Source organism: Bradyrhizobium archetypum (assembly GCF_013114835.1).
Classification (GTDB): domain Bacteria; phylum Pseudomonadota; class Alphaproteobacteria; order Rhizobiales; family Xanthobacteraceae; genus Bradyrhizobium; species Bradyrhizobium archetypum.
The window spans coordinates 77,060-103,235 of record NZ_JAAVLW010000008.1; the positions used below are offsets into that span (position 1 = coordinate 77,060).

23 protein-coding genes are annotated in these 26,176 nt (G+C 62.8%); 10 read left to right on the forward strand and 13 right to left on the reverse strand.

Annotated features, from left to right (window positions below; genetic code table 11):
- Positions 1–181 precede the first annotated feature (181 nt).
- From mnmE to HCN50_RS25710, 5 genes are all read left to right on the forward strand, one after another.
- Entirely contained in the window at positions 182–1,519 is a 1,338-nt protein-coding gene (mnmE, locus tag HCN50_RS25690; protein WP_171712690.1) for a tRNA uridine-5-carboxymethylaminomethyl(34) synthesis GTPase MnmE, read from the forward strand.
- A gap of 120 nt (positions 1,520–1,639) precedes the next feature.
- Positions 1,640–3,523: a tRNA uridine-5-carboxymethylaminomethyl(34) synthesis enzyme MnmG gene (gene mnmG, locus HCN50_RS25695; RefSeq protein ID WP_171712691.1), complete on the forward strand. Its 1,884-nt coding sequence runs from the start codon at positions 1,640–1,642 to the stop codon at positions 3,521–3,523.
- A gap of 100 nt (positions 3,524–3,623) precedes the next feature.
- Complete coding sequence (gene rsmG, locus HCN50_RS25700; protein WP_171712692.1) at positions 3,624–4,316, forward strand: 16S rRNA (guanine(527)-N(7))-methyltransferase RsmG; 693 nt, start codon at positions 3,624–3,626, stop codon at positions 4,314–4,316.
- On the forward strand, positions 4,313–5,164 hold the full coding sequence (locus HCN50_RS25705; RefSeq protein WP_171712693.1) for a ParA family protein: 852 nt from the start codon (positions 4,313–4,315) through the stop codon (positions 5,162–5,164). Before rsmG ends, HCN50_RS25705 begins: the two co-directional genes overlap by 4 nt.
- 175 nt (positions 5,165–5,339) lie before the next feature.
- Positions 5,340–6,221 (forward strand): ParB/RepB/Spo0J family partition protein, encoded by an 882-nt coding sequence (locus HCN50_RS25710; protein WP_171712694.1) that lies wholly within the window; start codon positions 5,340–5,342, stop codon positions 6,219–6,221.
- Positions 6,222–6,334: 113 nt separating this feature from the next.
- On the opposite strand, the gene holA is transcribed toward HCN50_RS25710, so the two are convergent.
- The 4 genes from holA to HCN50_RS25730 all read right to left on the reverse strand — a co-directional run bounded on the left by holA (position 6,335) and on the right by HCN50_RS25730 (position 12,351).
- Complete coding sequence (gene holA, locus HCN50_RS25715; protein WP_171712695.1) at positions 6,335–7,363, reverse strand: DNA polymerase III subunit delta; 1,029 nt, start codon at positions 7,361–7,363, stop codon at positions 6,335–6,337.
- Positions 7,364–7,368: 5 nt separating this feature from the next.
- Positions 7,369–7,920 (reverse strand): LPS assembly lipoprotein LptE, encoded by a 552-nt coding sequence (lptE, locus tag HCN50_RS25720; RefSeq protein WP_171712696.1) that lies wholly within the window; start codon positions 7,918–7,920, stop codon positions 7,369–7,371.
- Positions 7,907–10,531 carry a leucine--tRNA ligase gene (leuS, locus tag HCN50_RS25725; RefSeq protein WP_171712697.1) on the reverse strand — a complete coding sequence of 875 codons (2,625 nt, stop codon included), beginning with the start codon at positions 10,529–10,531 and terminating at the stop codon, positions 7,907–7,909. The genes lptE and leuS overlap by 14 nt, the downstream gene beginning before the upstream one ends.
- A gap of 128 nt (positions 10,532–10,659) precedes the next feature.
- Positions 10,660–12,351 (reverse strand): sensor domain-containing diguanylate cyclase, encoded by a 1,692-nt coding sequence (locus HCN50_RS25730; protein WP_171712698.1) that lies wholly within the window; start codon positions 12,349–12,351, stop codon positions 10,660–10,662.
- A 142-nt stretch (positions 12,352–12,493) separates the two neighbouring features.
- On the opposite strand from HCN50_RS25730, the gene HCN50_RS25735 reads away from it, so the two are divergent.
- Entirely contained in the window at positions 12,494–13,171 is a 678-nt protein-coding gene (locus HCN50_RS25735) for a YggS family pyridoxal phosphate-dependent enzyme (protein ID WP_171712699.1), read from the forward strand.
- A gap of 53 nt (positions 13,172–13,224) precedes the next feature.
- On the opposite strand, the gene HCN50_RS25740 is transcribed toward HCN50_RS25735, so the two are convergent.
- Positions 13,225–14,010: a 2-keto-4-pentenoate hydratase gene (locus tag HCN50_RS25740; protein WP_171712883.1), complete on the reverse strand. Its 786-nt coding sequence runs from the start codon at positions 14,008–14,010 to the stop codon at positions 13,225–13,227.
- Between the two features lie 14 nt (positions 14,011–14,024).
- Entirely contained in the window at positions 14,025–14,594 is a 570-nt protein-coding gene (locus tag HCN50_RS25745; protein ID WP_171712700.1) for a L,D-transpeptidase family protein, read from the reverse strand.
- 256 nt (positions 14,595–14,850) lie between these two features.
- Between HCN50_RS25745 and HCN50_RS25750 the strand changes: the two genes are divergently transcribed.
- Both HCN50_RS25750 and HCN50_RS25755 read left to right on the forward strand, forming a co-directional pair.
- Entirely contained in the window at positions 14,851–15,537 is a 687-nt protein-coding gene (locus HCN50_RS25750; protein ID WP_028348340.1) for a response regulator transcription factor, read from the forward strand.
- 51 nt (positions 15,538–15,588) lie between these two features.
- Positions 15,589–16,029: a cyclic nucleotide-binding domain-containing protein gene (locus tag HCN50_RS25755; RefSeq protein ID WP_171712701.1), complete on the forward strand. Its 441-nt coding sequence runs from the start codon at positions 15,589–15,591 to the stop codon at positions 16,027–16,029.
- Positions 16,030–16,158: 129 nt separating this feature from the next.
- Here the strand turns inward: HCN50_RS25755 and HCN50_RS25760 are convergent, their stop codons facing one another.
- The 4 genes from HCN50_RS25760 to HCN50_RS25775 form a co-directional block, all read right to left on the reverse strand.
- Complete coding sequence (locus tag HCN50_RS25760; RefSeq protein ID WP_171712702.1) at positions 16,159–16,974, reverse strand: exodeoxyribonuclease III; 816 nt, start codon at positions 16,972–16,974, stop codon at positions 16,159–16,161.
- A 126-nt stretch (positions 16,975–17,100) separates the two neighbouring features.
- A complete protein-coding gene (locus tag HCN50_RS25765) occupies positions 17,101–17,907 on the reverse strand; it encodes an outer membrane lipoprotein carrier protein LolA (RefSeq protein ID WP_171712703.1) in 807 nt (268 codons plus the stop codon).
- A gap of 125 nt (positions 17,908–18,032) precedes the next feature.
- Complete coding sequence (locus HCN50_RS25770) at positions 18,033–20,483, reverse strand: DNA translocase FtsK (protein WP_171712704.1); 2,451 nt, start codon at positions 20,481–20,483, stop codon at positions 18,033–18,035.
- Positions 20,484–20,495: 12 nt separating this feature from the next.
- Positions 20,496–21,719 carry an aminotransferase class I/II-fold pyridoxal phosphate-dependent enzyme gene (locus HCN50_RS25775; protein WP_171712705.1) on the reverse strand — a complete coding sequence of 408 codons (1,224 nt, stop codon included), beginning with the start codon at positions 21,717–21,719 and terminating at the stop codon, positions 20,496–20,498.
- Positions 21,720–21,890: 171 nt separating this feature from the next.
- Between HCN50_RS25775 and HCN50_RS25780 the strand changes: the two genes are divergently transcribed.
- Complete coding sequence (locus HCN50_RS25780) at positions 21,891–22,118, forward strand: AbrB/MazE/SpoVT family DNA-binding domain-containing protein (protein ID WP_171712706.1); 228 nt, start codon at positions 21,891–21,893, stop codon at positions 22,116–22,118.
- A gap of 3 nt (positions 22,119–22,121) precedes the next feature.
- Positions 22,122–22,538 carry a type II toxin-antitoxin system VapC family toxin gene (locus HCN50_RS25785; RefSeq protein ID WP_171712707.1) on the forward strand — a complete coding sequence of 139 codons (417 nt, stop codon included), beginning with the start codon at positions 22,122–22,124 and terminating at the stop codon, positions 22,536–22,538.
- A 179-nt stretch (positions 22,539–22,717) separates the two neighbouring features.
- On the opposite strand, the gene HCN50_RS25790 is transcribed toward HCN50_RS25785, so the two are convergent.
- From HCN50_RS25790 to HCN50_RS25800, 3 genes are all read right to left on the reverse strand, one after another.
- Positions 22,718–24,166: an ammonium transporter gene (locus tag HCN50_RS25790; RefSeq protein WP_171712708.1), complete on the reverse strand. Its 1,449-nt coding sequence runs from the start codon at positions 24,164–24,166 to the stop codon at positions 22,718–22,720.
- A 37-nt stretch (positions 24,167–24,203) separates the two neighbouring features.
- Positions 24,204–24,542: a P-II family nitrogen regulator gene (locus HCN50_RS25795; RefSeq protein WP_008142813.1), complete on the reverse strand. Its 339-nt coding sequence runs from the start codon at positions 24,540–24,542 to the stop codon at positions 24,204–24,206.
- A gap of 308 nt (positions 24,543–24,850) precedes the next feature.
- Positions 24,851–26,158, reverse strand: a complete 1,308-nt coding sequence (locus tag HCN50_RS25800) for an ammonium transporter (protein ID WP_171712709.1) — start codon at positions 26,156–26,158, stop codon at positions 24,851–24,853.
- Positions 26,159–26,176: the final 18 nt, after the last annotated feature.

The following is a 26,176-nucleotide window of genomic DNA, read 5'->3' on the forward strand; positions in this document are numbered from 1 at the left end:
CCTGGACACAAAAATCGCGAAAACAACCCCATGCAAAGTAGAGTGAGCCCGAACTTGGTGCACGCCGGTTACTTTGTGTCCGGGTAGGAGATCGTCCGTCGTGACGGACCGGCCGACCCCTTGCTTTTTTGTTCACCGCTGAATCGCGTTGCCTTTTCAGCCCCTCCCGCACAAATAGGCCATGCACCCGCGGGACCAGACAATCTTTGCTTTATCGTCAGGCCGGCCACCGAGCGCGATTGCCTTGGTGCGCGCCTCGGGTCCGCAGGCCGGGAACGTGGTGACGGCGCTGGCCGGCAGATTGCCACCGCCGCGGATCGCCACACGGGCTCTGCTCCGCGATATCAGCCAGCGGCCGATCGACGATGCCGTGGTGTTGTGGTTTCCTGGTCCGGCCAGTGCGACAGGCGAAGACATCGTGGAATTCCACGTCCACGGCGGGCGTGCGGTGCTGGCCGCCTTGTTCGCGGCACTGTCTAAATTCGATAATGTTCGCCCGGCCGAGCCCGGTGAATTCACCCGGCGCGCTTTCGAGAACGGCAAGCTCGATCTTACCGAAGCCGAAGCTCTCGACGATCTCATTCATGCCGACACCGATCGACAGCGGCGCCAGGCGCTGCGCCAGTTGAAGGGACTGCTCGGAGACAAGGCGCGGGACTGGCGGGCCCGTATTATCGAGGCTTCAGCCTTGATCGAGGCCGGGATCGATTTCTCGGACGAGGGCGACGTGCCGGAAGAATTGATCGCGCCGGCATTGGCGAAGGTCAAAGCGTTGCTAACGGAGATCGAGGAGGTTCTGGCAGAGCAGGGGCGGAGTGAACGCCTTCGCGACGGTCTCGTTGTTGCGATCGCAGGGCCGCCGAACGTCGGCAAGTCGACGCTGATGAATCAGCTCGCGCGTCGTGAAGTCGCGATCGTGTCGCCGCATGCTGGCACCACGCGCGACGTCATCGAGGTGCAGCTCGATCTCGAGGGCTATCCGGTAACCGTGATCGATACCGCGGGCATTCGCGAGACTGATGATCCCGTGGAGCAGGAGGGTGTTCGACGTGCCCGCGCCCGGGCGGCGGACGCCGACCTCGTGTTGTGGCTGACGGACGCGTCGGGTGTTGTGCGCGAAGGTGAGGGCGAGGCGGCCGCGCCGGTCTGGCTGGTACGCAATAAGATCGATCTCGACACGACGGATCGGCCATTGGCCGAGTCGTCCAGCGGCCGGGTTTTCCGGATATCGGCTACCCGCGGAGACGGGCTATCGGTACTGATCGCGGCGATGGTCGAGTTTGCGCAAGTCTACTTCGGCAGCGATGAGGGTGGTCTGATCGGCCGGGCGCGGCAGCGAAAGCTGTTGCAGGAAACGGCGGCGTCGCTGCGGCGCTGTGTCGAGATCGTTGGGAACGGCGAGGAGCTGGCGGCGGAAGAGTTGCGTGCCGCGGCTTACTCTTTGGGAAGGCTACTCGGGCGGGTCGATGTCGAGGATATACTCGACGTCATTTTCCGCGAGTTCTGTGTAGGTAAGTAACCTTCTCTTACCTGTGTTTCACGTGAAACAAGCCTCGGCTAGTCCGAGCGTTTCACGTGAAACAATTGCTAAGCAAACTTCTGCTTCCCGGTTTTCCAACTCCGGGATAGAAGTCGCGCCATGATTTTCCAGGCTAACTCCTTCGACGTCATCGTCATCGGTGGCGGCCATGCCGGCTGCGAGGCGGCGAGCGCCGCTGCACGCATGGGTGCCAGGACGGCACTGGTGACCCACCGTTTTGCGACGGTGGGAGCGATGTCCTGCAATCCCGCTATCGGCGGTCTCGGGAAGGGCCATCTGGTTCGCGAGGTCGACGCCCTGGATGGTCTGATGGCCCGGGTGGCCGATGCCGGAGGCATTCAGTTTCGGATGCTGAATCGCCGCAAGGGTCCGGCGGTCCGCGGTCCGCGCGCGCAGGCCGACCGCAAGCTTTATGCCGCCGCCATGCAGGCCGCGATCCGCGAGACCACCAATCTCAGCGTCATCGAGGGCGAGGCGGATGAGCTGTTCGTCTCAAGCGGCCGTGTCACCGGAATTCGTCTGGGGGATGGCCGTGAGTTGAGGGCCGGCGCAGTGGTTGTCACCACCGGGACCTTCCTGCGGGGTCTGATCCATCTCGGCGAAAAGAACTGGCCCGCCGGCCGGGTCGGCGAGGCTCCGGCGATGGGACTTTCGGCTTCGTTTGAGCGGGCGGGCTTTACGCTCGGTCGACTGAAGACCGGTACGCCACCGCGGCTCGACGGCACGACCATCGACTGGTCGGCAGTCGAAATGCAGCCCGGAGACGAACCGCCCGAGCCCTTCTCGGTCATGACCGACCGGATTACGACGCCGCAAATCCAGTGCGGGATTACCCGGACGACGCCGGCGACCCATCAGGTGATCCGGGCCAATGTGCATCGCTCGCCGATGTATTCCGGTCAGATCAAGAGCAGCGGTCCGCGCTACTGTCCCTCGATCGAAGACAAGATCGTCAAGTTTGGCGATCGCGACGGCCACCAGATCTTCCTGGAGCCGGAGGGCCTCGACGACCGCACGGTCTATCCCAATGGCATCTCGACCTCGCTGCCGGAGGAAGTTCAGCTCGCGATCCTGGCGAGCATTCCCGGACTTGAGCGGGTCAAGATGCTGCGGCCCGGCTATGCCATCGAATACGACCATGTCGACCCCCGCGAGCTTGAGCCGACCCTGCAGACCAAGCGTATGCCCGGCCTCTTCCTGGCCGGGCAGATCAATGGCACCACTGGATATGAAGAGGCAGCGGCGCAGGGGATCGTCGCTGGCCTTAATGCGGCACTGGCGGCGAGCGGCGCCGACCCGATCATATTCGATCGGGCGGATGGCTATCTCGGAGTGATGATCGACGATCTGGTGACCCGCGGGATCACCGAGCCGTATCGGATGTTCACCTCGCGGGCTGAATATCGTCTGACGCTTCGAGCCGACAATGCCGACCAGCGCCTGACCGACAAAGGCATCGCCTTGGGCTGCGTAGGGGAGGCGCGTTCGCAACGGCATCGCGCCAAGATGGCTGCGTTGGAAAATGCCAAGGCGTTGGCCAGGTCGCTGACCCTGACTCCCAACGAAGCGGCCAAGCACGGGCTGGCTCTCAACCGGGACGGCCAGCGCCGCTCGGCGTTTGAGTTGCTGGCCTATCCGGAAATCGAGTGGGCGACCCTGCGGGGTATCTGGCCGGAGCTGTCAGGCATCGATCCGTCTATCGCCGTGCATCTCGAGATCGACGCAAAATACGATGTCTACCTCAAGCGCCAGATCGCCGACGTCGATGCCTTCCGGCGGGACGAGGGTCTCGTCTTGACCGGTATCAATTATGCCGACGTGCCCGGGCTTTCGAACGAGGCGCGTGCGAAACTCCAGGCGGCACAGCCACGGACGGTTGGGCATGCGGGTCGACTCGACGGTTTGACGCCGGCGGCGCTGGGTATTTTGGCGGCCCATCTGCGTCGCGAGGCGCGGCGGAAGAATTCGCGAGCGACAGCGTAAAGAATCTGTTTCACGTGAAACGGTCAGGGCGTGCATCGTTGCGGCCGGGCGTGGGGACCCGCTCGTCCAATGGCCGACCCTTAGCGAGCAACCATCAGACATGAGCAAAATCCAACCGGCCAGTCTTCCCTCGGCCACGGACAAGGCGGAGGCGCTCGCGCTCACGCCTGTCTCACCTCAGACGGTGGGGCGGCTCGATCGCTATGTCGCTCTCCTCTTGGCGTGGCAGGCCAAGACCAATCTCGTTGCGCCCTCCACGCTTCCCAATCTCTGGACGCGACACGTCGCCGATTCGCTGCAGCTTCTTGACTTGGCGCCGTCGGCAAAAATCTGGGTCGATCTCGGGAGTGGCGGCGGCTTTCCAGGGGTCGTGTTGGCCTGCGCATTAGCGGGAATGCCGGACGCCAACGTTCATTTGGTCGAGCGCAACGCCAAGAAAGCGGCCTTCCTGCGGGAGGCAGTGCGCATAACTTCAGCGGCTGCGACCGTGCATTTGGCAGGAATCGGGGATATTGTGGATAGAATCGGTAGCAGCGTCGATTGCGTCACTGCACGGGCGTTGGCTCCATTACATCAGCTTGTCGGTTTCGCGGAACCATTTGTAAGAAACGGCGCTAAGGCGTTATTTCTCAAGGGCCAAGATGTAGAGGCTGAATTGACTGAAGCCACTAAATATTGGAATATTGAACCGCGACTCCATTCCAGCCGGACGGGCGGGCACGGCTGGATCGTCGAACTCGATCGGATCGAGCGGCGCGATCACTCCGCGATCACACATGGCGATCGGGCATGAGCGAATTAGACCAGATATATCAGGAAGATAGGGATCCCACACCGCCGCCTCATCCGCGTATCCTGTCGCTGGCCAATCAGAAGGGTGGCGTCGGCAAGACAACCACGGCGATCAATTTAGGTACCGCACTCGCGGCGATTGGCGAGCGCGTGCTGATCGTCGATCTCGATCCGCAGGGCAACGCCTCGACAGGTCTCGGCATCGATCGCCGCAACCGTAGCTGCTCGACCTACGACGTGCTGATCGGCGAAGCGCCGCTGCGCGATGCGGTGGTGGCTACCGCCGTGCCGCGGCTCCACATCGCCTCCTCGACCATGGATCTCTCGGGCCTCGAGCTCGAGCTCGGCACGACGCCCGGCCGTGCGTTCCGGCTGCGCGATGCGATCGCGGCGCTGAACAAGAACGCCGCGCCGGATACGGACTACACCTATGTGCTGATCGATTGTCCGCCGTCGCTCAACCTTCTCACCGTCAACGCGATGGCGGCATCGGACGCGATCCTGGTGCCGCTGCAGTGCGAGTTCTTCGCGCTCGAAGGTCTGTCGCAATTGCTGCAAACGGTAGAGCAGGTGCGCTCGACGCTCAATCCAAACCTGTCGATCCACGGCATCGTGCTGACCATGTTCGACTCCCGCAACAATCTGTCGAACCAGGTGGTCGCCGACGTCAGACAGTTCATGGGCGGCAAGGTCTACGACACCATGATCCCGCGCAACGTGCGCATCTCCGAGGCGCCGTCCTACGGCAAGCCGGTGCTCGTCTACGATCTCAAATGCGTCGGCAGCGAAGCCTATCTGAAGCTCGCGACCGAAGTGATCCAGCGCGAGCGCGATCTGCGGACGCATTAGTTTCTGCGGTGTCATTCCGGACAATCCGCGCGAGCGGATTGAACCGGAATCTCGAGATGGCGAAGCGAATCTCATCTCGAGATTCCGGGTTCGCGTCTGACGACGCGCCCGGAATGACGACGAGGTCAATAAAATTCTGTTTCGGAGTAGTCGAGTGCAGTCTAAGGAGTTGGCGATGGCCGACAAAACGGGTTCGCGGTTGGGCCGTGGCCTCGCAAGTCTGATCGGTGATGTCGGTGGCGAGACCGCGCATGTCGAACGGCCGCGCAATCAGCGCAAGGTGCCGATCGAATTCTTAAAACCGAATCCGCGCAACCCGCGCCGGACCTTCTCCGATAACGAACTCGGCGAGCTCGCCAGCTCGGTCAAGCAGCACGGTGTGATCCAGCCGATCGTGGTCCGTCCGGTGAAGGGCGCCCAGGATCGCTACGAGATCATCGCCGGCGAACGCCGCTGGCGCGCCGCGCAGCTCGCCAGCCTGCACGAGGTGCCGATCGTCCCCATCGATGTCAGCGACAGCGACGCACTCGAGATCATGATTATCGAGAACGTTCAGCGCGAAGACCTCAACGCGATGGAAGAGGCGCAGGGCTATCACGCGCTGGCCGATGAATTCAAACGCAGCCAGGAAGAAATCGCCAGGGAAGTCGGCAAGAGCCGCAGCCATGTCGCCAACATGATGCGGCTGACAAAGCTGCCGGCGGAGGTGCAGGCCTATATCAAGAGCGGCGAATTGTCCGCAGGTCACGCTCGCGCCCTGATCGGGGTGCCCGATCCGCTGGCGGCGGCGAAGCGCATCGTCGAGCAAGGCCTCAACGTACGCCAGGCCGAGGCGCTGGCGCATGAAGAGGGCGTGCCGGAGCGCAAGCCGCAGAAGGCAAGGGGCGGCGGCAAGACCAAAGATCCCGACACGATCGCGTTGGAGAAGCGCGTCAGCGACGCGCTCGGTCTCACCGTAGCCGTCAACCACCGGGATCCCGGTGGCACTGTCCAGGTCAGCTATCGCAATCTCGAACAGCTCGATGAGGTGATGCGGCGGCTGGAGAAGGGGACTTGACGGCATCTTCGTGTCATTGCGAGCAGCGACAGCGGTGAAGCAATCCATCCATCTGCTTGCGGTGAAATGGGTTGCTTTGCTTTGCTCGCAATGACGATCCGAAATACTTTCCCTTATCCCCTTCGCTTCGCGTTCGCCGCGATCGATAGTAACGTCCGCAGCGCAATCGCTGACGCCAGCGAGGCCTGCTTGCGCATGTCCAGCGCCGCCGTCCCGAGTTGATCGATGATCCCGGCCAGCCGCGCAGCGCTGAAATTGCGCAATGCGATTTCGACGGCGCCCTTGCGCGAGAAATGCAGGCGCGGATAGCCGCTTTCCAACAGGGTCGAGACCGGCGTGCCTTCGGCGACCGCGAGCGCCGATTTGTGCAGCCAAGCAGCCTGGCGCTGCGCGGCGGAAATGATCACACCGGGATAGGTGCCGGCGACCATCGCCTTGGCAAATTCGCTTTCGACCAGATCGGGCTTGCCGGCAAAGGCGCCATCCACGATCGGGTCGAGCTTCAGTTCGGACGCATCCGACACGACGGTCATGACGTCGTCGAGCGCGATCTCGCCCTTGCCGTGCGAATAAAGCGCGAGCTTGCGCAGCTCGTTGCGGGAGGCCTGGCGGTCGCCGCCGAGCAACGACATCAGCACCGCCCGTGCGTCCGAGCCGATCCGCAAATTGGACGTCCGTAGTTCTTCGTCGATCAGTCTGGCAAGATCGCGCTCGGTATCGGGATAGCAGGCGATAGCGACCGCGGTCTTGGCGCGCTCGCAGGCTTTGCGCAGCGGCGATTCCGGCCGCAGCTCGCCGGCCTCAATCACGATGCGGCAATCCTTCACCGGTGTGTCTGCCAGCGTATCGACGCCGCTGGCAAAACTGCGCGAGCCGGCGCGCACGCGAATGGCGCGGCGGCCGCCAAACATCGGGATCGTCATGGCCTCATCGACCAGCCGTGAGGGTTCGGCCGCCAGCTCGTCGCCATCCAGCCGCACCAGCGAAAACGGATCGTTGGGATCGTCGACGGCGGACGCCACAAGTGCGTCGGCGCGCTCGCGCACCAGGCCGGCATCGGGACCGTAAAGCAGAATGATGGGGCGGCCGGGATCGGGCCGGGCGAGAAAAGCGTCGATGTCTTTTCCGCGGAGCGCGACCAACGGAATCAGGTGCCGGCGTAGAAGTAGGACGCCAGGCGGGTCTGGATGTTTTCCGCGATTTCGTTGGCGGCGCGATCCTCGGCGTCGCGGAAGGCGCGGGCGCGGGCGAAGCGCTGCAGATTGCCCGGAATGTCATAGGACACCCGAGAGAAGGTGGTCCCGGTCATGACCGATTTGTTGGTGGCGAGGTCGATCAGATTGTACTGCGCGTCGATGCCGTAGTTTTCGCTCGTCGGCAGCGCGGTCGCCTGATCAATCATCAGCGAGGAGCGCGTGGTATTGAAGCGCAGCACCAGCCGGTGGGTCGGCGGCATGCCGGTGGCGTTGCCGTAGAGCTTGAACGCCAACGCGTTGCGGATCTCCACCTGGATGCGAGCTTCGCGTGAGGCGTTGTTCTTCTCGACCGGCGGGATTTCCACGCCCATCAGCTTTTCGCGCAGGCCGGGCTTGCCGTCGTTACGCTCTGCGTACATTGGCTGGAAACAGCCGGCCGTGAGCGCCGCCAGGGCGGCGACGGCGATGAGCCGGACGGCGATCCGGGTCCTAGCCAACGACATTCACGATCCTCATGGGAACAACGATTACCTTGCGGACGGCCTTGCCGCCGAGGGCGAGTTTTACCGCATCGAGCGCCAAAACGGCAGCCTCAATTTCCGGATTTTGGGCGCCCCGTGGCACGGTGACATCACCCCGCTTCTTGCCGTTGACCTGGACCACCAGCGTCACGGTGTCTTCAACCAGCAAATCGCGTTCGATTTGGGGCCAGTTGGCTTCCGAAATCAGCCCGGACTGCCCCAGAATCTGCCAGCACTCCTCGGCCAGATGCGGCATCATCGGGGAGAATAGTTGAACCAGAATGATGACGGCCTCCCGGACCGACCAGGCCAAATCCGGCGCTGGCTTGACCTCGCGGCCCAGCACCTCCGCGAGCGCGTTGGTGAATTCCCGGATGTGGGCAAGGCAGACATTGAAATGCAGCCGCTCGATGCCGGACGATACCTTGTCCAGCGCGCCATGGGCGGCCTTGCGCAGGGCGAGCGCATCGGCGCCGAAGGAGGCCGGGCGGTCGGCAGGGGCCTGCTTGGCGATTCCGGCCGATTCGTTTACCAGCCGCCACAGCCGCTGCACGAAGCGCGCCGCGCCCTGCACCCGTTCGTCGCTCCAGATCACGTCGCGATCGGGCGGAGAGTCCGACAGCATGAACCAGCGCGCGACGTCGGCGCCGTAGGTCGCGATGATGTCGTCGGGGTCGACGGTGTTCTTCTTCGACTTCGACATCTTCTCGATCGCGCCGATCGACACCTCCTCGCCGCCTTCGATCATCGTCGCGCGCCGCTCGCCGCCGATGACCTCGACCTTCACTTCGGCCGGCGTCACGTAGCTGCCGTCGGCCTTCTGATAGGTCTCGTGCACCACCATGCCCTGCGTGAACATGCCGGCGAACGGCTCGTCCATGCTGATATGGCCGGTCGCTTTCATCGCGCGGGTGAAGAAGCGGCTGTAGAGCAGGTGCAGGATCGCGTGCTCGACGCCGCCGATATATTGGTCGATCGGCATCATGCGGTTGGCAACGTCCGGCGTTGTCGGCGCCTTCTCGTTCCAGGGATCGGTGAAACGCGCAAAATACCAGGACGAATCCACGAAGGTATCCATGGTGTCGGTCTCGCGCTGGGCCTTGCCGCCGCATTTCGGACAGGTGACGTGCTTCCAGGTCGGATGATGGTCGAGCGCATTGCCCGGCCTGTCAAAGGTCGCGTCGTCGGGCAGGGTCACCGGCAATTGGTCGTCCGGCACCGGCACGACGTCGCACTTTTCGCAATGGATCACCGGGATCGGGCAGCCCCAATAGCGCTGGCGCGAAATGCCCCAGTCGCGCAGGCGGAAATTCACCTGCCGTTCGCCGACCGGCGCGTTGCCGCGAACTTCCGTCTCCAGCCGCTTGGCGACTTCCTCCTTGGCCTGATCGATGGTCATGCCGTCAAGGAAGCGCGAATTGATCATGCGGCCGTCGCCGTCATAGGCGGTGTCAGTGATGACGAACGTCTTCGGGTCCTGACCTTCGGGGCAGACTACCGGCGTGTTGCCTAGATTGTACTTGTTGACGAAGTCGAGGTCGCGCTGGTCATGCGCCGGACAGCCGAAGATGGCGCCGGTGCCGTACTCCATCAGCACGAAATTCGCGACATAGACCGGCAGCTTCCAGTTCGGGTCGAACGGATGGAGCGCTTTGATGCCGGTGTCAAAGCCCTGTTTCTCGGCGGTATCGATGATTTCCTGCGCGGTGCCGATCCGCTTCACCTCGGCGATGAACTCGGCGAGATCAGGGTTCTTGGCGGCGGCGGCTTGCGCCAGCGGATGATCCGCCGAGATCGCCATGAACTTGGCGCCGAACAGCGTGTCGGGCCGTGTCGTGAAAATCTTCAACTCGGATTCGCCCGCCGGCGTCGTCGCGGAATCCAGCGCAAAGCGGACCAAGAGGCCCTCGGAGCGGCCGATCCAGTTGCGCTGCATCAGCCGGACCTTGTCGGGCCAGCGGTCCAGCCCATTCAACGCGTCCAGGAGCTCCTGCGAGTACTTCGTGATCTTGAAGACCCACTGGTTCATCTCGCGCTGCTCGACGAGAGCGCCGGAGCGCCAGCCGCGGCCGTCGATCACCTGCTCGTTGGCGAGCACGGTCATGTCGACCGGGTCCCAGTTGATCTTGCGCTTCTCGCGTTCGGCTAAGCCTGCGCGCAGGAAGTCGAGAAACATCTTTTGCTGATGCTTGTAATAGCTGGGGTCGCAGGTCGCGAACTCGCGTGACCAGTCGAGCGACAGCCCGATCGACCGCAACTGCTTCTTCATCGCGGCGATGTTGTCGTAGGTCCAGGCCTTGGGCGCGACCTTGCGCTCGATCGCGGCATTCTCCGCCGGCAACCCGAACGCGTCCCAACCCATCGGGTGCAGAACGTTGAAGCCCTTGGCGCGCATGAACCGCGCCAGCACGTCGCCAAGCGTATAGTTCCTGACATGTCCGATATGGATGCGCCCGGACGGGTAGGGGAACATCTCGAGCACGTAATATTTCGGCCTGGAATCGTCGTTCTTCGAGGCGAAAATCGCCTTTTCGTCCCACTGGCGTTGCCAGCGCGGCTCGGATTCACGGGCGTTGTAGCGTTCGGAGGTCATGAAATCGCAGAGCTATTTGTGGATTCGGGTCCCGTCCAGAGGACGGCGGACTAGGCCACAAAAGCGGCTGCGGGGTCAACGGCGTGGGATAGTAGGAACGGCCATTTGGCCAAAGGTGTGGCGTCCGCTCACCCCGCCATCGCCATGCCCGTCTCGTCCACCGGCTTGGCGAATCCGTGCTCGACCACGGTGTTGCGGCCGCGGTGCTTGGCGGCGTAGAGGGCGGCGTCCGCGGCTTCGATCAGCTCGCCGGGGGTTTGGGCGTCGTTCGGAAGCGTCGCGGCGACGCCGACGCTGACGGTAACAATTCCGTAGCTGGACGTGATGTGGGGCAGGCCAAGGCCCTGAACGCTGGCGCGTACCGTTTCGCCGATCTCGAGCGCCTTCTGCGCGCTGGTGTTCGGCAACAACAGGCAGAACTCCTCGCCGCCATAGCGGCCGGCAAAGCCCAAATTGTCGCCGGCGATGCCGGCCAGCGCCTCACCGATCCGGGTGAGACAGGCGTCGCCCTCGGGGTGGCCATAGGTGTCGTTGTAGAGCTTGAAGTGATCGACGTCGATCATCAGGAGCGACAGCTCGCACGGATACTGCTGCGCCTTCATCCACTCGAAATCCAGCCGGCTCCGGAAGCCGCGGCGATTGGCGAGACCTGACAGCATGTCGATCGACGCCATTACGGTGAGGCGATCATTGGTGGCGACAAGCTCGCGCTCGCGGCGGCTGAGCTGGGCCGCCATCGCGTTGAAGGCGCGCGCAAGTGGCATGAACTCCGAGGGCAGCCGCCTGCGCGAGACGCGGGCCGACCAGTCGCCTTCGCCGAACCGCTTGGCCATGCCGGCCATGACCTCGATCGGATTAATGATCAGCTTCTCGGCGCCGATCAATGCTCCGAGCAGCACGAACAGGCAGACCAATCCCAATTGAAGATAGGCGGTGCGGATCTCGCCATTGATCACCGCCGTCACCTTGGCTTCGTCGACGCTGACGACCAGGCGCGATTGCGTTCCGGGAATGCGCGCGAAACTGATGGCGCGCTTCGAGCCATCGGTGGCGGTGAACGAGAGCGAACCTGTATCGGAGTTGGAGCTCAGCGCCTTGTAGGTGATGGCTGACAACAGCGGCACGTTGTCGAGCGGCTGGCCGATCATGCTGGCCTGGTCGGGCGGTGCGGCCAGCACGACGCCGGTGCTATCGATCAGGAGCGCTGAAATGCCGGGCCGACCGCTGAAGTTGGCCATGATCTTCGACAGCCAGTCGAGATTGATGCCGGCGACCGCAACCGAGTCTTCCTCCGGATTGATCGCCGATACCGGATACGCCGCCATCATGATCGGCCGATTGCTGACCCTGCCGAACAGATAGTCGCTGAAAACGAAATCACGGTTTTGTTGCGCCTTCCTGAAATACTCGCGATCGCCGATGTTGAGGCCGACCTGAATGTTCAGTGTGGAACACTGCACCACACCTTCCTTGCTCACGAGCATGATGCTGCGGATCCAGGGCAGGTTGGCGGGCAGGCTGGCGCGCAGGATCTCGCAACTGCGCCCGATGCCGCTGGAGGCGCGGATATAGGCGGCCGATTTCAACATGGTCTCGACGGAGGAGATCACCTCACGCTGGGTCTCGGCGCTGTGATGGGTGATATTGGCGTATTCTTCGGAAGCCATCGCGATCTGCTTGGCGCGCGCGTCCTCAAGCGAACGGACGCGCTCCAGCATCAAGGGGGCCACCAGCATCACGGCCAGCATCGCAAGCCGCGCCCGGATTCCCAGAAGCTTCTTGAGTTTGACCCGATTGCGGCTGAAACTAACGCCAGACATCCCTGCCCCCCGCGGCGCAAGGTAGAGCGAAGGTTTCAAAAAGCCTTTCCCGAACTTGGTAAAATTCGAGGAAATGCCATAGAATCTTCGGCCAGGAATTCAGCCAAGAGAATTCAGAAGAACAGGATACGACACGAAAGCGATGGCGACGCCGCTAACCAAGTCTTTACCAAACGGTCTGGCCCAGGTGGAGCAAGACATCGCGCGCGCGTGCAAGGAAGCGCGCCGCGAGCGCGCATCGGTGACGCTGATCGCGGTGTCGAAGACGTTCGACGCCGCGGCCATTTCACCCGTCATCGATGCCGGACAGCGTGCGTTCGGCGAAAATCGCGTGCAGGAGGCCAAGGCGAAATGGCCGGCGCTGATTGCGGCTCGTCCCGGAATTGCGTTACACCTGATCGGACCACTGCAATCCAACAAGGCAAAGGAAGCGGTGGCGCTGTTCGACGCCATCCATTCCGTCGACCGTCCCAGCATCTGCGAAGCGCTGGCCAAGGAAATCAATTCGCAGAATAAACGGCCGGAACTGTTCGTTCAGATCAACACCGGCGAAGAGCCGCAGAAGGCCGGCGTGGCGCCCGGCGAGGCCGACGCCTTCATCGCGAGCTGCCGCGACAAATATGGTCTCGTCATTTCCGGCCTGATGTGCATTCCGCCGGTCAACCAGGCGCCGGCGCCGCATTTCGCGCTAACGGCCAAAATCGCCGCGCGCAATGGCTTGAAAAATTTGTCGATGGGCATGAGCGCCGATTTCGCGGTCGCGATCCTGCTCGGCGCGACGCATGTGCGCGTGGGGTCCGCAATTTTCGGGGCACGGTAAGCGGTAGGCTATCGTTCCTGCGAACGCGGGACGACGTCGGCTGCGAATGAGGCTTACTCAAACCCCACCGACACCTTTCCGAGCGAACCGAAATCAGCGGCGCAGAAATCGCCCGATTGAATCGGCAGCGGTGGGTGACAAGTACCCGTTGTGACGATCTGCCCCGCCTTCAGCGTCACGCCAAGCAGGCGCAGTTCATTGGCGAGCCAGGTCAGCGCTATCCGGGGATCGCCCAGCACATTTTTGCCGTGACCGACAAATTGCTGCCCGCGCATCGTGATGACCGGCCGCTCCGCGACGAGATCCAACGAGCGCCAGTCCGCCGTTGCGGCAGGTCCCAGCACGAACAGATGCGCGCAGGCATTGTCGGCGATGAGCTGAGCTTCTCCGGCGCTGACGAAATCGGCAAACCGCGAGTCCGGGATTTCGATCGCCGGATGCAGCGTGTCGACGGCGTCAAGAACCTGCTGCATCGCATAGGGCGTCGAGCGCGCCGGCAGATCGACGCGCATGCGAAAGGCGAATTCGGGTTCGGCGACGCGCATTTCGTTGCCGGCCATTGATGCCGTGCCGCCATCCGGAATCACGGTCTCTGCCAGAATGCGCCCGGCCATGGGGCCGTCGACATTGATGTGCATTTGCCCGGCTTCGCTGGTCGCCGCGATCTTCCAGCCAAATAAACTGTCGGACGAGTATCTTTCGATTTCCGCCTGGATCGCGTAGGCCTCAATGCGGTCGCGCGGCCGCAGCGACTCGCCAAGCGCGGCAAGCTTGGTGCCGGCGCGCCAATGGTCGTGCAGGGTTTTTGACGCGGCTGCTATCGCGTTCTTGTCGAGCATTGTTTCGATTCCCATCAGCGGATCATGATTCTGGTGTGCGGACCCATCCGCCGCAACAGCCGCAGCATCGAAGCTTTCGTCATCGAAACGCATCCCGCCGTTGGCGAGAAGTCTGAGCGCGCCAGATGCAGGAACACCGCGCTGCCGCGGCCGGAGATGCGCGGCGCACTGTTGTGATCGATTTCGACGATGAAATCGTAGAGGTGATCCTCGCGCGTCAGCCGGTCGCCGGGCTGATCCCGGACCAGACGGATGGGTTGATTGTAATGACGGTCCTGCGGGTCTTCGCACCAGGCGTCTTCCGGTCGGATCGGTCGGACCGGGAGATAGGTCCGCGGGCGCGGATGACGGTCGGCGCGCCACCACAATCGCAGCGGGTGATACGTGCCTCTCGGGGTGCCGCCGTCTCCCTCCCGCTTGTTGGCAAGGATGCCGCCACGACCAAGTGCCACCGGAACGGTCCAGCCATCCGCTGTCAGCCAACCCCGGCGCGGGTCGCCGGCCGCTCTTCGGACCCAAATTGCCGCAAGTGGACGATCACGCATAGCTGTCGGATAAGTGATTGAAACAGCTTTGTTTTCCATACCGGTGCCCGAATCCCGGGATTGCCTGCGCGGCCGCAATTGCCCGATTTGGCGTCATTACAGGACATTCATCCAAACGTGCCTCAAATTTGGGATAGACTGCGGTTCGACTTGTGAAACTGTAACAATTTCTTACCTCAGTGCGAATCAGTGCCTGACGACCCGGTTTACTCGCGAATCAGGTTGTCATCGACCAAGACCCGGCTTGAGACGCTTCCACTGGTGTCCGCCGCCTGCCTCAAGAGGATCGTATCCTATGCCCAATGCCCGCAAGATCCTGATCGTGGATGATGATACCGATCTGCGCGACACGCTGGTTGAGCAACTATCGCTGCACGAGGAGTTCGAAGCTTCCGCAGTCGATACCGGCGCCAAAGGCGCCAGTGCCGCCAAAGCCAACTCCCCCGATCTGGTGCTCATGGATGTCGGCTTGCCGGACACCGACGGCAGGGAAGTGGTGCGCAGCCTGCGCAAGGGCGGCTTCAAGGCGCCGATCATCATGCTGACCGGCCACGACACCGATTCGGACACCATTCTGGGACTTGAATCGGGCGCCAACGACTATGTCGCAAAGCCGTTCCGGTTCGCTGTCCTGCTCGCCCGGATCAGGGCGCAGCTCCGTCAGCACGAGGCCAGCGAGGATGCGGTCTTTTCCGTCGGTCCTTACAGCTTCCGCCCGGGCTCCAAGATGCTGACCGCCGCCAACGCCAGGAAGGTGCGGCTGACCGAAAAGGAAACCGCGATCCTGCGCTTCCTGTATCGCGCCGGCCAATTGCCAGTGTCGCGGGAGACGCTGCTGCAGGAGGTGTGGGGCTACAATTCAGGCGTCACGACTCACACGCTGGAAACCCACATCTACCGTCTCAGGCAGAAGATCGAGAAGGACGCGGCCAATCCGGAAATCCTGGTGACGGAAGCCGGTGGTTACAAGCTGGTGCCGTGATAGGATTCGCGGCCACGATTGGTAAGTTTCGCGCATCCCGGTCAACGGTTCATGTCGATCGAAGATGATGTAGCCCTGCTCGAGCGGGTCCCGACATTACGACTGTTGGGGACGGCGGCACTGCGTATGTTGGCGATTGGTTCGGAGCAGCGCGATTTCTCGCCTGGCGATTATCTGTTCAATGCGGGCGACGATGCGGATGCAGGCTATATCGTTCAGCGCGGTACGTTCCGGGTCGAGGACCGTGGGGCCGAAGTCGTTGCTGGCCCCGGTGCCTTGATCGGTGAATTGGCGCTGATCGTCGCGATGAAGCGGCCGTCGAGTGCGGTTGCGCTTGATCATTCGTCAGTCATCCGGGTGGCGCGCAGCCTGTTTCAACGCGTGCTCGAAAGCGATCCCGCCGCGGCGCGCCGCCTGCGCGACGAGCTCGCTACCCGTACCAGCCAGCTCACCAGTGATATCCTGATTGCCGGCGCCAAGTTGAATATTTGATGATCCTCATGATGAGGAGGCGCGCCGGTGTCGTCTCGAACCATGAGCCACAGATGGGCCTGCATCCTTCGCGACGCGGCGAAGACGCCACTCCTCAGGATGAGGACCCAGCGGGCCTGGCGCGGTCCCCTACACTTCCAGCGTCACCGTGACCGGCACATGGTCGGACGGACGCTCCCAGCCGCGGGCGTCGCGCGTGATCCTGAAATCGATGACCGCGTCCTTCAGTGCGCGCGAGACCCAGATGTGATCGAGGCGCCGGCCACGGTTGCCCACGGTCCAGTCGGCGGCGCGGTAGCTCCACCACGTATAGACCTTTTCCGACAGCGGGATTCGTTCGCGCGCGACGTCGAACCATTCACCATGGGCCTGCGCGGCCAGCAGCTTCTCACATTCGATCGGCGTGTGCGAGACGACTTTCAGGAGCTGCCTGTGCGACCACACGTCGTTCTCGTGCGGCGCGACGTTGAGGTCGCCGACCAGGATGTGCCGGTCGTCGCCGCGCGGATGCAGCGGCTCGCACGCCTTCATCTCGTCGAGAAATTTCAGCTTGTGATCGAACTTCGGATTGAGCACGGGATCCGGAATGTCGCCGCCGGCCGGAACGTAGAAATTGTGTAGCACCAGTGGCTTCGCAAGCTGCGCCTTTTCGCCGAACGCCACCGAGATGTGACGCGAATCGATCTTGTCGCAGAAGGTTCTGATATCGGTGGTCTCGAACGGCAATCGCGAGACGATGGCAACGCCGTGGTAACCCTTCTGCCCGTTCAGCGCGACATGTTCATAGCCGAGCCGCTTGAAGCGCTTCAGCGGAAAGGCGTCGTCGATGCATTTGGTTTCCTGCAGGCACAATACGTCCGGCCGCGCCGATTTGAGGAATTTAGCGACGATGTCGATGCGCAGGCGCACTGAATTGATGTTCCAGGTTGTCAGGGAAAGGCGCATGGGAGCCGTGTCTTACCACGGTTCATGATGACGTCGCGCGCTTTGTCCACAGGCGGAATCATCGGGCGCGCATTTGCGCGACCCGGTGGCTTTGCCTGCCCTACGGCTCCGCAGAACGTGGTCCGGTCAGTTTGCCGGCGTGACGTAGTTGGTGAAGTCGATCTTGAACAGGCCCGGATCGACTTTCTTGGAAGAGTCCAGATTGTAGACCGCGACCGTGGTATCGTAGCCCTGCGGGTCGGTCACGGTCCATTGCTTAAGCTGGCCGTCCTTGACGCCGACCATCAGCATCAGCCGGCTGGTGCCGATCAGGGCCTGCTTCTCCTCGATGGTGACGCTGATGTAGACGTCATCGGCCGTGACGTTGACGACATTGGTGTCCTTCAACAGATCGATCCGGTCCGACAACAGGAAACGCAGCGGCGTTTGCGACAGCGGATAGATGTCCTGGGTCGCGAGCTTGCGATCGCGGACGGCCAGCGCCGAGCCATCGGCGATGATCGCGATTGGGCTGGGGTCGTCATATTCAAAGCGCACCTTGCCGGGCTTCTGGATATAGAAATCACCCTTGGTCTTGCTGCCATCAGGACCGACCTGGACGAAATTTCCGACCAGCGTCTGCAGCGAGGACAGATAGGAACTCACCCGCGCAGCCTGCGCCTTCTGGTTGGCATCGAAGGTCGCAAACACATTCGCCGGGACATTGCGGTGCGGGTCGGGGATCACCGGGTTCGGCGGCGCCTGGGTGGCGCCGGTGGTGGCCGGGCCTTTTTCCTGCGCGCTCATCTGCACGCCACCGTCGCGGGCCTTTGGGGCAGGTTTGGGAACCGGAACGTTCTGCGAGAGAGCCGGCGTCGCGAGGCCTGCGATGGCAGTGGCAATCAAAAGGGCCAGTCCGGAGCGCAGCCCGCGATGGGTGGGTTGTTGTGTCATCAGATATTTCGGATCTCTATTCGATGAAGCGTCCCGCTGCCGGGCCAGTTTATCGTGCTTTCGAGCAAAGGAGATATCGTTTTTCCGTGAAATTCGTTGCGACAAATCCCGCTCAGCGCCGGTGTCTAGAATCCGCCCTCTTCTTCCGGGACCAGAATTTCGCGCTTGCCGGCATGATTCGCCTGGCCGACGATACCTTCGAGTTCCATCCGCTCCATCAGCGACGCGGCGCGGTTGTAGCCGATCTGCAGCCGCCGTTGAATATACGAAGTTGAGGCCTTGCGGTCGCGTTTGACGATCGCAACCGCCTGCGCGAACAGGTCGCCGCCACCATCCCCGCCCATGCCGGTTGAATCGAATACCGCGCCGTCTTCTTCGCTCGGTTCCTCCGCGGTGACCGCTTCCAGATATTCGGGCGCGCCTTGCGTCTTGAGATGACGCACGACCTTCTCGACTTCCTCGTCGGAGGCAAAGGGACCGTGCACGCGGCTGATGCGACCACCGCCGGCCATATAGAGCATGTCGCCCTGGCCGAGCAGTTGCTCGGCGCCCATCTCGCCGAGAATGGTGCGGCTGTCAATTTTTGATGTGACCTGGAATGCAATGCGGGTCGGGAAGTTCGCCTTGATGGTGCCGGTGATGACGTCGACCGAAGGACGTTGCGTGGCGAGGATCACGTGCAGTCCCGCGGCGCGCGCCATCTGCGCCAGGCGCTGCACCGCGCCTTCGATGTCCTTGCCGGCCACCATCATCAGATCGGCCATTTCGTCGACGATGATGACGATATAGGGCAGCGGTTCGAGGTCGAGCTTTTCCTCCTCGTAGATCGCCTTGCCGGTCTCCTTGTCGAAACCGGTATGCACCGTGCGCGTCAGGTCTTCGCCCTTGTTCTTGGCTTCGAGGAGACGCTGGTTGTAGCCGTCGATGTTGCGCACACCGAGCTTGGCCATTTTCTTGTAGCGCTCTTCCATCTCGCGTACGGCCCATTTCAGCGCGACCACCGCCTTCTTCGGATCGGTCACGACCGGCGTCAGCAGATGCGGGATGCCGTCATAGACCGAGAGTTCGAGCATCTTGGGATCGACCATGATCAGGCGGCACTGATCCGGCCGCAGCCGGTAGACCAGGCTCAAGATCATGGTGTTGATGGCGACCGATTTGCCGGAGCCGGTGGTGCCGGCGATCAGCATATGCGGGGTGCGCGCCAGGTCGATGATGACGGGATCGCCGCCGATGGTCTTGCCAAGGCAGAGCGGAAGTTTGGCGACCGATTCGTTGCTGTCTTTCGCGGTCAGCAATTCGCGCAAATATACTTTCTCGCGATGCGCGTTCGGCAGCTCGATGCCGATGGCGTTGCGGCCGGCGACCACGGCAACGCGGGCCGACAGCGCGCTCATCGAGCGGGCGATGTCGTCGGCCAGGCCGATGACGCGTGAGGACTTGATGCCGGGCGCCGGTTCGAGTTCGTACAGCGTGACGACCGGTCCCGGGTTGGCTTTGACGATCTCGCCGCGGACGCCGAAATCGCCGAGCACGCCTTCCAGCGTGCGCGAATTGGCCTCCAGCTCGGCCTTGCTGAGCGGCTGCCGGTCGGACGCCTTGGGCGCCGTCAGCATCGAGACCGCGGGCAATTCAAACTTTTCGGATTTGCGGGAAGACGGGCGCGGCGCGGGCTTCTTGCGCGGAGCGCGGGCGGCCGGGACCTCCTCCTCCTCGTCCTCCTCTTCTTCCTCCTCGTCGTCGAATTCTTCGTCCTGCGGGGCCAGTGCCGGCGCGGCGCGGCCGCTCAGGCTGGGCTCCTGACGCTCGAACGAGCCTGTGCGAGAGGATGACGAACTGGACACCAGCGATCGGTAGGCCGCACTCATCAGCCATCCGAGCCGGGCCTTTGCGCTCATCAGGGCGTGGTAAACCCATCCCAGCGACACCGAGCTGCGGTCTTCTTCTTCTTCAACGAACGGCGCGTCATCATCTTCGATCGGCGTCAGCTCTTCTTTCGGGCGCGCGCCCCAGCCGCAGGCAAACAGAAAAGCCGCGCACATCGCCGTAAAGAGGATGATGCCAAGCACGAGGCGATAGGTGAAGCCGGCCGGACCGAATACCACAGCGGGCGCACGCACCAGTGCGTCGCCGACGACGCCGCCAAGGCCGGTCGGCAGCGCCCACGCGCCACCGTGCGGCCAGCAGCTTGCAAAGCCTGCCGCGATCACGGTGCACAGAATCCAGCATCCAAGGCGCAGCGCCTCGCGGTCGAAGTTCCGATGGGTCAGCATGCGCCAGCCCCACACCGCGACCGGCAGGATCAGCATGATCGCGCCGAGGCCGAGAATCTGCATCAACAGATCGGCGCCGATCGCGCCGGGGTAGCCGAGCAGGTTGCGGATCGGGCGCGAGGTCGCGTGACTGAGACTCGGGTCCTGCACCGACCACGTCATCAGCGCCGCCGCCGCCACGCCGGACAGTGCGATCAGGCCGAGGCCGGCAAGCTCGCGCAGGCGCCGCGCCAGCGCCTCGCGGATCGAGACCGGCAGATGGCCGACCAGGGGAATGACACGTTCGATCGCTGGCATGCTCATCGGGCCCTGCGATTAATCCAGAATTTCGACCAGCCGGTGCAATGCCTCGGCCGTTGATTCACTGTCGGACACAAGCGCAAGACGGATGTAACCCGCGCCGGGATTGAAGCCGTCGGGCTGCAGCCGCGACAGGTAGCTTCCTGGGATCACGCGGACACCCGCATCGCGATAGAGTCTCACCGCCGCCGCCTCGTCGCCGCCACGCTCGGATACGTCGAGCCAGACACAAAAGCCGCCGGCGGGCCGCACATAGCCGTAGCGGCTGCCGAGGATCTGGTCGGCGAGATCGAACTTGATGCGATACAGGCGACGGTTTTCTTCGACATGGATCTCGTCACTATAGGCGGCGACGGCGACGTGCTGCAGCGGCACTGGCACTTGCGGCGCCGCGACGTTGCGAAGCTCATGAAAGGCCGCGAGAAACTTTCGGTCGCCGGCGGCAAAGCCGACGCGCATGCCCGGCAGGTTCGAGCGCTTGGACAGCGATTGGAACGCAACGACTTTGGCGAAGTCGGGCCCGGCGCATTCCAGTGCGCTGCCCGGCGCCTGCCTGGTGTAGATTTCCGAATAGCACTCGTCGCTCAGGATCATGAAGCCGTATTGGTCGGCGAGTTTCTTCAGCCGCGTGAAGTAGTCGCGCGAGGCGACCGCGCCTTGCGGATTGGCGGGCGAGGCAATGAACATCGCAACGGTCCGGGCCAGCGTCGCCTCATCGAGCGCGTCGAGGTCCGGCAGGAATCCGTTGGCGAGCGTGGTCGGCAGGTAGATCTGTTCGCAACCGGCGGCGCGAGCGCCCGCGCCATAGGCCGGATAAAACGGATTCGGCATCAGGATCGCGGGCCTGCCCTTGCGCGGACCAACGTAACGGGCAGCCATGATCGCCGCGAAAAACAGCCCCTCCCGGCTGCCATTCAGCACCAGGATTTCACTCTCGGGATCGATCGGGCGGGGGAGCTGGAACCGGGTCGAAAGCCAGTTGGCGGCCGCGCGCCGGAACGGCTCGATCCCCTTGGCCAGCGGATAGCGTCCGAATTCGGCAATGTGTTTCGCCAGGACCGGCCCGACGAAATCGGGCACCGGGTGCTGCGGCTCGCCTAACGACAGCGTAATCAACGGCTTGGCCGGCTGATAAGGCGCCAGCAGCTCGGTCGTACGCAGGAAGGGCGAGCGCTCGGCCTGACCGGCAGGTACGTTGCCGGCGCCCTGCGCCACGCCGGAAGAGGCGGTCATTGCCATATCTGAAACGCCAGCACTTTCAAAAGCGGTCAGGGGCTTAAGCAAGCCCCACAAACCCATCAAACCACCATAGATACGGCGAGGTTAAGACGCGATTAACCATCGGCCGCTCTGGACATTTTGCGAGGTATTACCATATTTTGAATTGGTATTACTTCCGGAGGGTCGGTCATGGCAACGACAGTTACGAGCAAGGGCCAAGTGACCATTCCCAAGCCTGTTCGTGAGCATCTTGGGATCGTTCCGGGAAGCAAGGTCGAGTTCCGATGCGCCGCGGACGGCAGCATCGTGATCGAAAAAGCCGATACAAGCGAGTCCAGCCGTTTTGCCAAACTGGTTGGTATCGTCGGCCCGGGCCTTTCCACCGATGAGATCATGGCGATCACGCGTGGGGACTAGCGTGTGACGCTGGTAGATTCCAACGTTCTGCTGGATATCTTCATACAAACACCGGGCTGGTGGGAGTGGTCGCTTGCGCGTCTGGAGGATGCCGCCCGTCAAGGCCCGCTGCTGATCAATGACGTCATTTTTGCTGAAACGTCCATCCGCTTTCCGGTGATCGAAGATTTTGAAGCAGCCTTGTCGCAGGCGGGCATCAACGTCGCGCCGATGCCGAGAATGGCGCTCTTCCTCGCAGGTAAGGCCTCCATTCAATACCGTAACGCGGGCGGCGTGCGCGGCAGCGTGCTGCCGGATTTTTTTATTGGCGCTCATGCGACGGTCGAACAGCTTCCGCTTTTGACACGCGATACGCGCCGCTATCGAACCTATTTTCCGACCGTGACGTTGATCGCACCGAACAGCGAGACAGGCGCGTAGCCTGAGACCTACCGCGCCGGCATTCGCTCAAAGCTTGGCAACACTTTTCCGACGAGGCCGGCACAAAAAGAAAGGGGCCCCAGCTTGCGCTGGAGCCCCTCAACGGTCAGGGCATTGCCGGGTATGTGCCCGAACCGGAGTTGTGGATGCGTCCCTTCGAGGATCGCATCCGGGAGAATTTACATGTTGTAGGCGCGCTCGGTGTGCTCGGTGACGTCGAGGCCTTCACGCTCGGTTTCGACGTTGACGCGCAGACCGACGACCACGTCGACCACCTTGTAGATGATCGCCGAACCGATGCCTGACCACACCAGCGTGGTGCAGACACCCCAGAGCTGGGAGACCATCTGCGCCGCGAAGTCGTAATCGGCAACCTTCGGCGGAACGGCGGTGTAGTCGATGATTCCCGCACCACCGAGGGCCGGATTCACCAGGATGCCGGTGCCAATCGCGCCGACGATGCCGCCGACGCAGTGGACGCCGAACACGTCGAGCGAGTCGTCATAGCCAAGCGAGTTCTTCACCACGGTGCAGAAGAACAGGCAGACGACGCCGACCACGAGACCGAGCACGATTGCGCCCATCGGACCGGCATAACCGGCTGCCGGGGTGACCGCCACAAGGCCGGCCACCGCGCCCGACAGCGCGCCGAGCACGGAAGGATGGCCCTTGACGATCCATTCCGCGAACATCCAGGCCATCGCCGCCGCTGCGGTTGCAACGAAGGAGTTGGTCATGGCGAGCGCGGCACCGCCGGAGGCTTCCAGGTTCGATCCGGCGTTGAAGCCGAACCAACCGACCCAAAGCAGCGAAGCGCCGATCATGGTCATGGTGAGGGAGTGCGGGGCCATCAGCTCCTTGCCGTAGCCGACGCGCTTGCCGATCAGGAGCGCACCGACCAGACCGGCGATACCGGCGTTGATATGCACCACGGTGCCGCCGGCGAAGTCGATCGCGCCCTTCTTGAAGATCCAGCCGGCATCGGCGTTGATCTCGTCGAGCTTGGCTTGCGCCGCGGTCTTGGCTGCACCGTCAGCCGCGGCGGCAAGCGCCTTGGCGGCATCCTGGATCGCGTCCGGGCCGGGCCAGTACCAAACCATGTGCGCGATCGGGAAGTAGATCAGCGTGACCCAGAGCGGAATGAACAGCGCAATCGCCGAGAACTTCATGCGTTCGGCAAAGGCGCCGACGATGAGGGCAGGGGTGATCGCTGCGAACGTCATCTGGAAGCAGACATAGACCAGTTCCGAGATGTTGGCGTCGACGCTGAAGGTCGCGGCCTTCGAATCGGTGGTCACGCCCATCATGAACGCCTTGGAGAAGCCGCCGATGAAGTCGGAACCGCCGGTAAAGGCGAGGCTGTAGCCGTAGAGCGCCCAGAGCAGCGTGACGATGCAGACGGTGTAGAAAACCTGCATCAGCACGGAGAGCATGTTCTTGGAACGGACCAGGCCGCCGTAGAACAGCGCCAGGCCCGGAATGGTCATCAACAGCACCAGAACCGTCGACGTCAGCATCCAGGCATTGTCGCCCTTGTTGACGGTCGGCTCGGCGTAGGCAGCGGTCGCGGCGAACAGGCCGACTGCGAGGGCCGCCAATCCCGCCCTATGGGGACGTTTAAACGTCATTGATTTTACTCCTGAGTGGTAAGGTTTGTGCGCGAAATCAGAGGGCCGCGGCATCTGCTTCGCCGGTGCGGATGCGAACCGCATGGTCGAGGTTGATGACGAAGATCTTGCCGTCACCGATCTGACCGGTCTTGGCGGCGGAGGTGATGGCGTCGATGGTCTTGTCGACCTGGTCCGACGCAACGGCGACCTCGATCTTGATCTTGGGCAGGAAGCTCACGGCGTATTCGGCGCCACGATAGATTTCGGTGTGGCCCTTCTGCCGGCCATAGCCTTTGACTTCCGTCACCGTGAGACCGTGGACGCCAATGGCAGTCAGGGCATCACGGACTTCTTCGAGTTTGAATGGCTTGATGATCGCCATAACAATTTTCATGGGTCTTGGTCCCCCGCTTGGGCCCGGGTCAGCGGACCGGGCGTTCTCGACTGAGGTTCACCACGCGGAGATGTTCACTACGCGGGCACAGCCGGGACCCTGAGAATCAAATGCCGTGCCAGATCGGGACCGCTCACTAACAGATTATGAATCCGGCCCTTTTCGTCCTTTGCCGGAATTGCACTTTCCTGCGCCATTCCGTCGCGCCCAAAGCGTAGTCAGGCCTGCTCGAATCGTGAGCAGGCCTGATAGGTCGAAATACATGCTGCTCAGCGGCAGGGCAGGAAAACGGTAGCGGGGTGGGCAACCTATTGCAGTGCTTCCCCGTGCTGCGAGATATCGAGGCCTTCCAGCTCCTGCTGCAGCGAGACCCGCAGCGGCGCGAGCACGCCCACCAGCTTGAGCAGCACAAAGGTAATGCCGGCGGACCAGACCAGCGTGGCGGCGATCCCATAGAGCTGGACCAGGACCTGCTGCGGATTGCCCTCGATCAGACCCGCGGTGCCGCCGATCGCGTTCACTGCAAAGACGCCGGCGAGCAATGTGCCGGTCAATCCACCAACGCCGTGGACACCGAAGACGTCGAGCGAGTCGTCATACTTGAAGCGCTGCTTCAGCCAGGTGCAGGCCCAGAAGCAGAGCGTTCCCGCGACGACGCCGATCAAGACGCCGTGCCACGGCGCTACGAATCCCGAGGCCGGCGTGATGGTGCCAAGGCCAGCAACGGCGCCTGATATCATGCCGAGTACCGAGGGCTTGCGTCGTGTCGCCCACTCGATCGCGGCCCAGGTCAACGCACCGGCGCAGGCGGCCAGATGGGTCGCGGTGATGGCCATCACCGCGCGCGAATTCGCGGCCAGCGCCGAGCCGCCGTTGAAGCCGAACCAGCCGACCCACAACAATCCGGTGCCGATCACGGCGAGCGACAGGTCGAATGGCGCGAGGTTCTCGCTGCCAAAGCCATGGCGCCGGCCCATCACCGTCGCGGCAACCAGCCCGCCGACGCCGGCGGAAAGATGCACGACGAGGCCGCCGGCGAAATCCAGCACGCCCATGGTGGCGAGGAATCCGCCGCCCCATACCCAGTGCGCGAGCGGCACATAGACGAACATGAACCAGCCGACCGAGAACAGCAGATAGGCCGAGAACCGCATCCGGTCTGCCACCGCGCCGGCCACCAGCGCCACCGTAATGATCGCAAACGTCATCTGGTAGAGCATGAACAGCGCTTCCGGAATCGTCTTTGCCGCCGGATTGACGCTCTCCATTGTCATTCCGATCAGGAACCAGCGGTCGAGCGTGCCGATCCAGGCGCCATCGCCCACGAACGCCAGCGAATAGCCGAACGCCACCCAGAGAATCGAGATCATCGCGACGGCAGCGAGGCTCTGCGCCATCGTCGCCAGCACATTCTTCTTGCGCACCATGCCCGAATAGAACAGCGCCAGGCCCGGTATCGTCATCATCAGGACCAGCGCGGTGGCGACGATCATCCACGCGGTGTCGGCGGCGTTGATGGTGGACGTTTCGGCCAGGGCCGGCGTCGCAAGCGGGAAGCTCGCTGCAAGTGTGATGAGCGCAGCATTCCGCGCTGCACGATACGATGGTGCCCCCATGGAGTTCCCCCGGCCTGT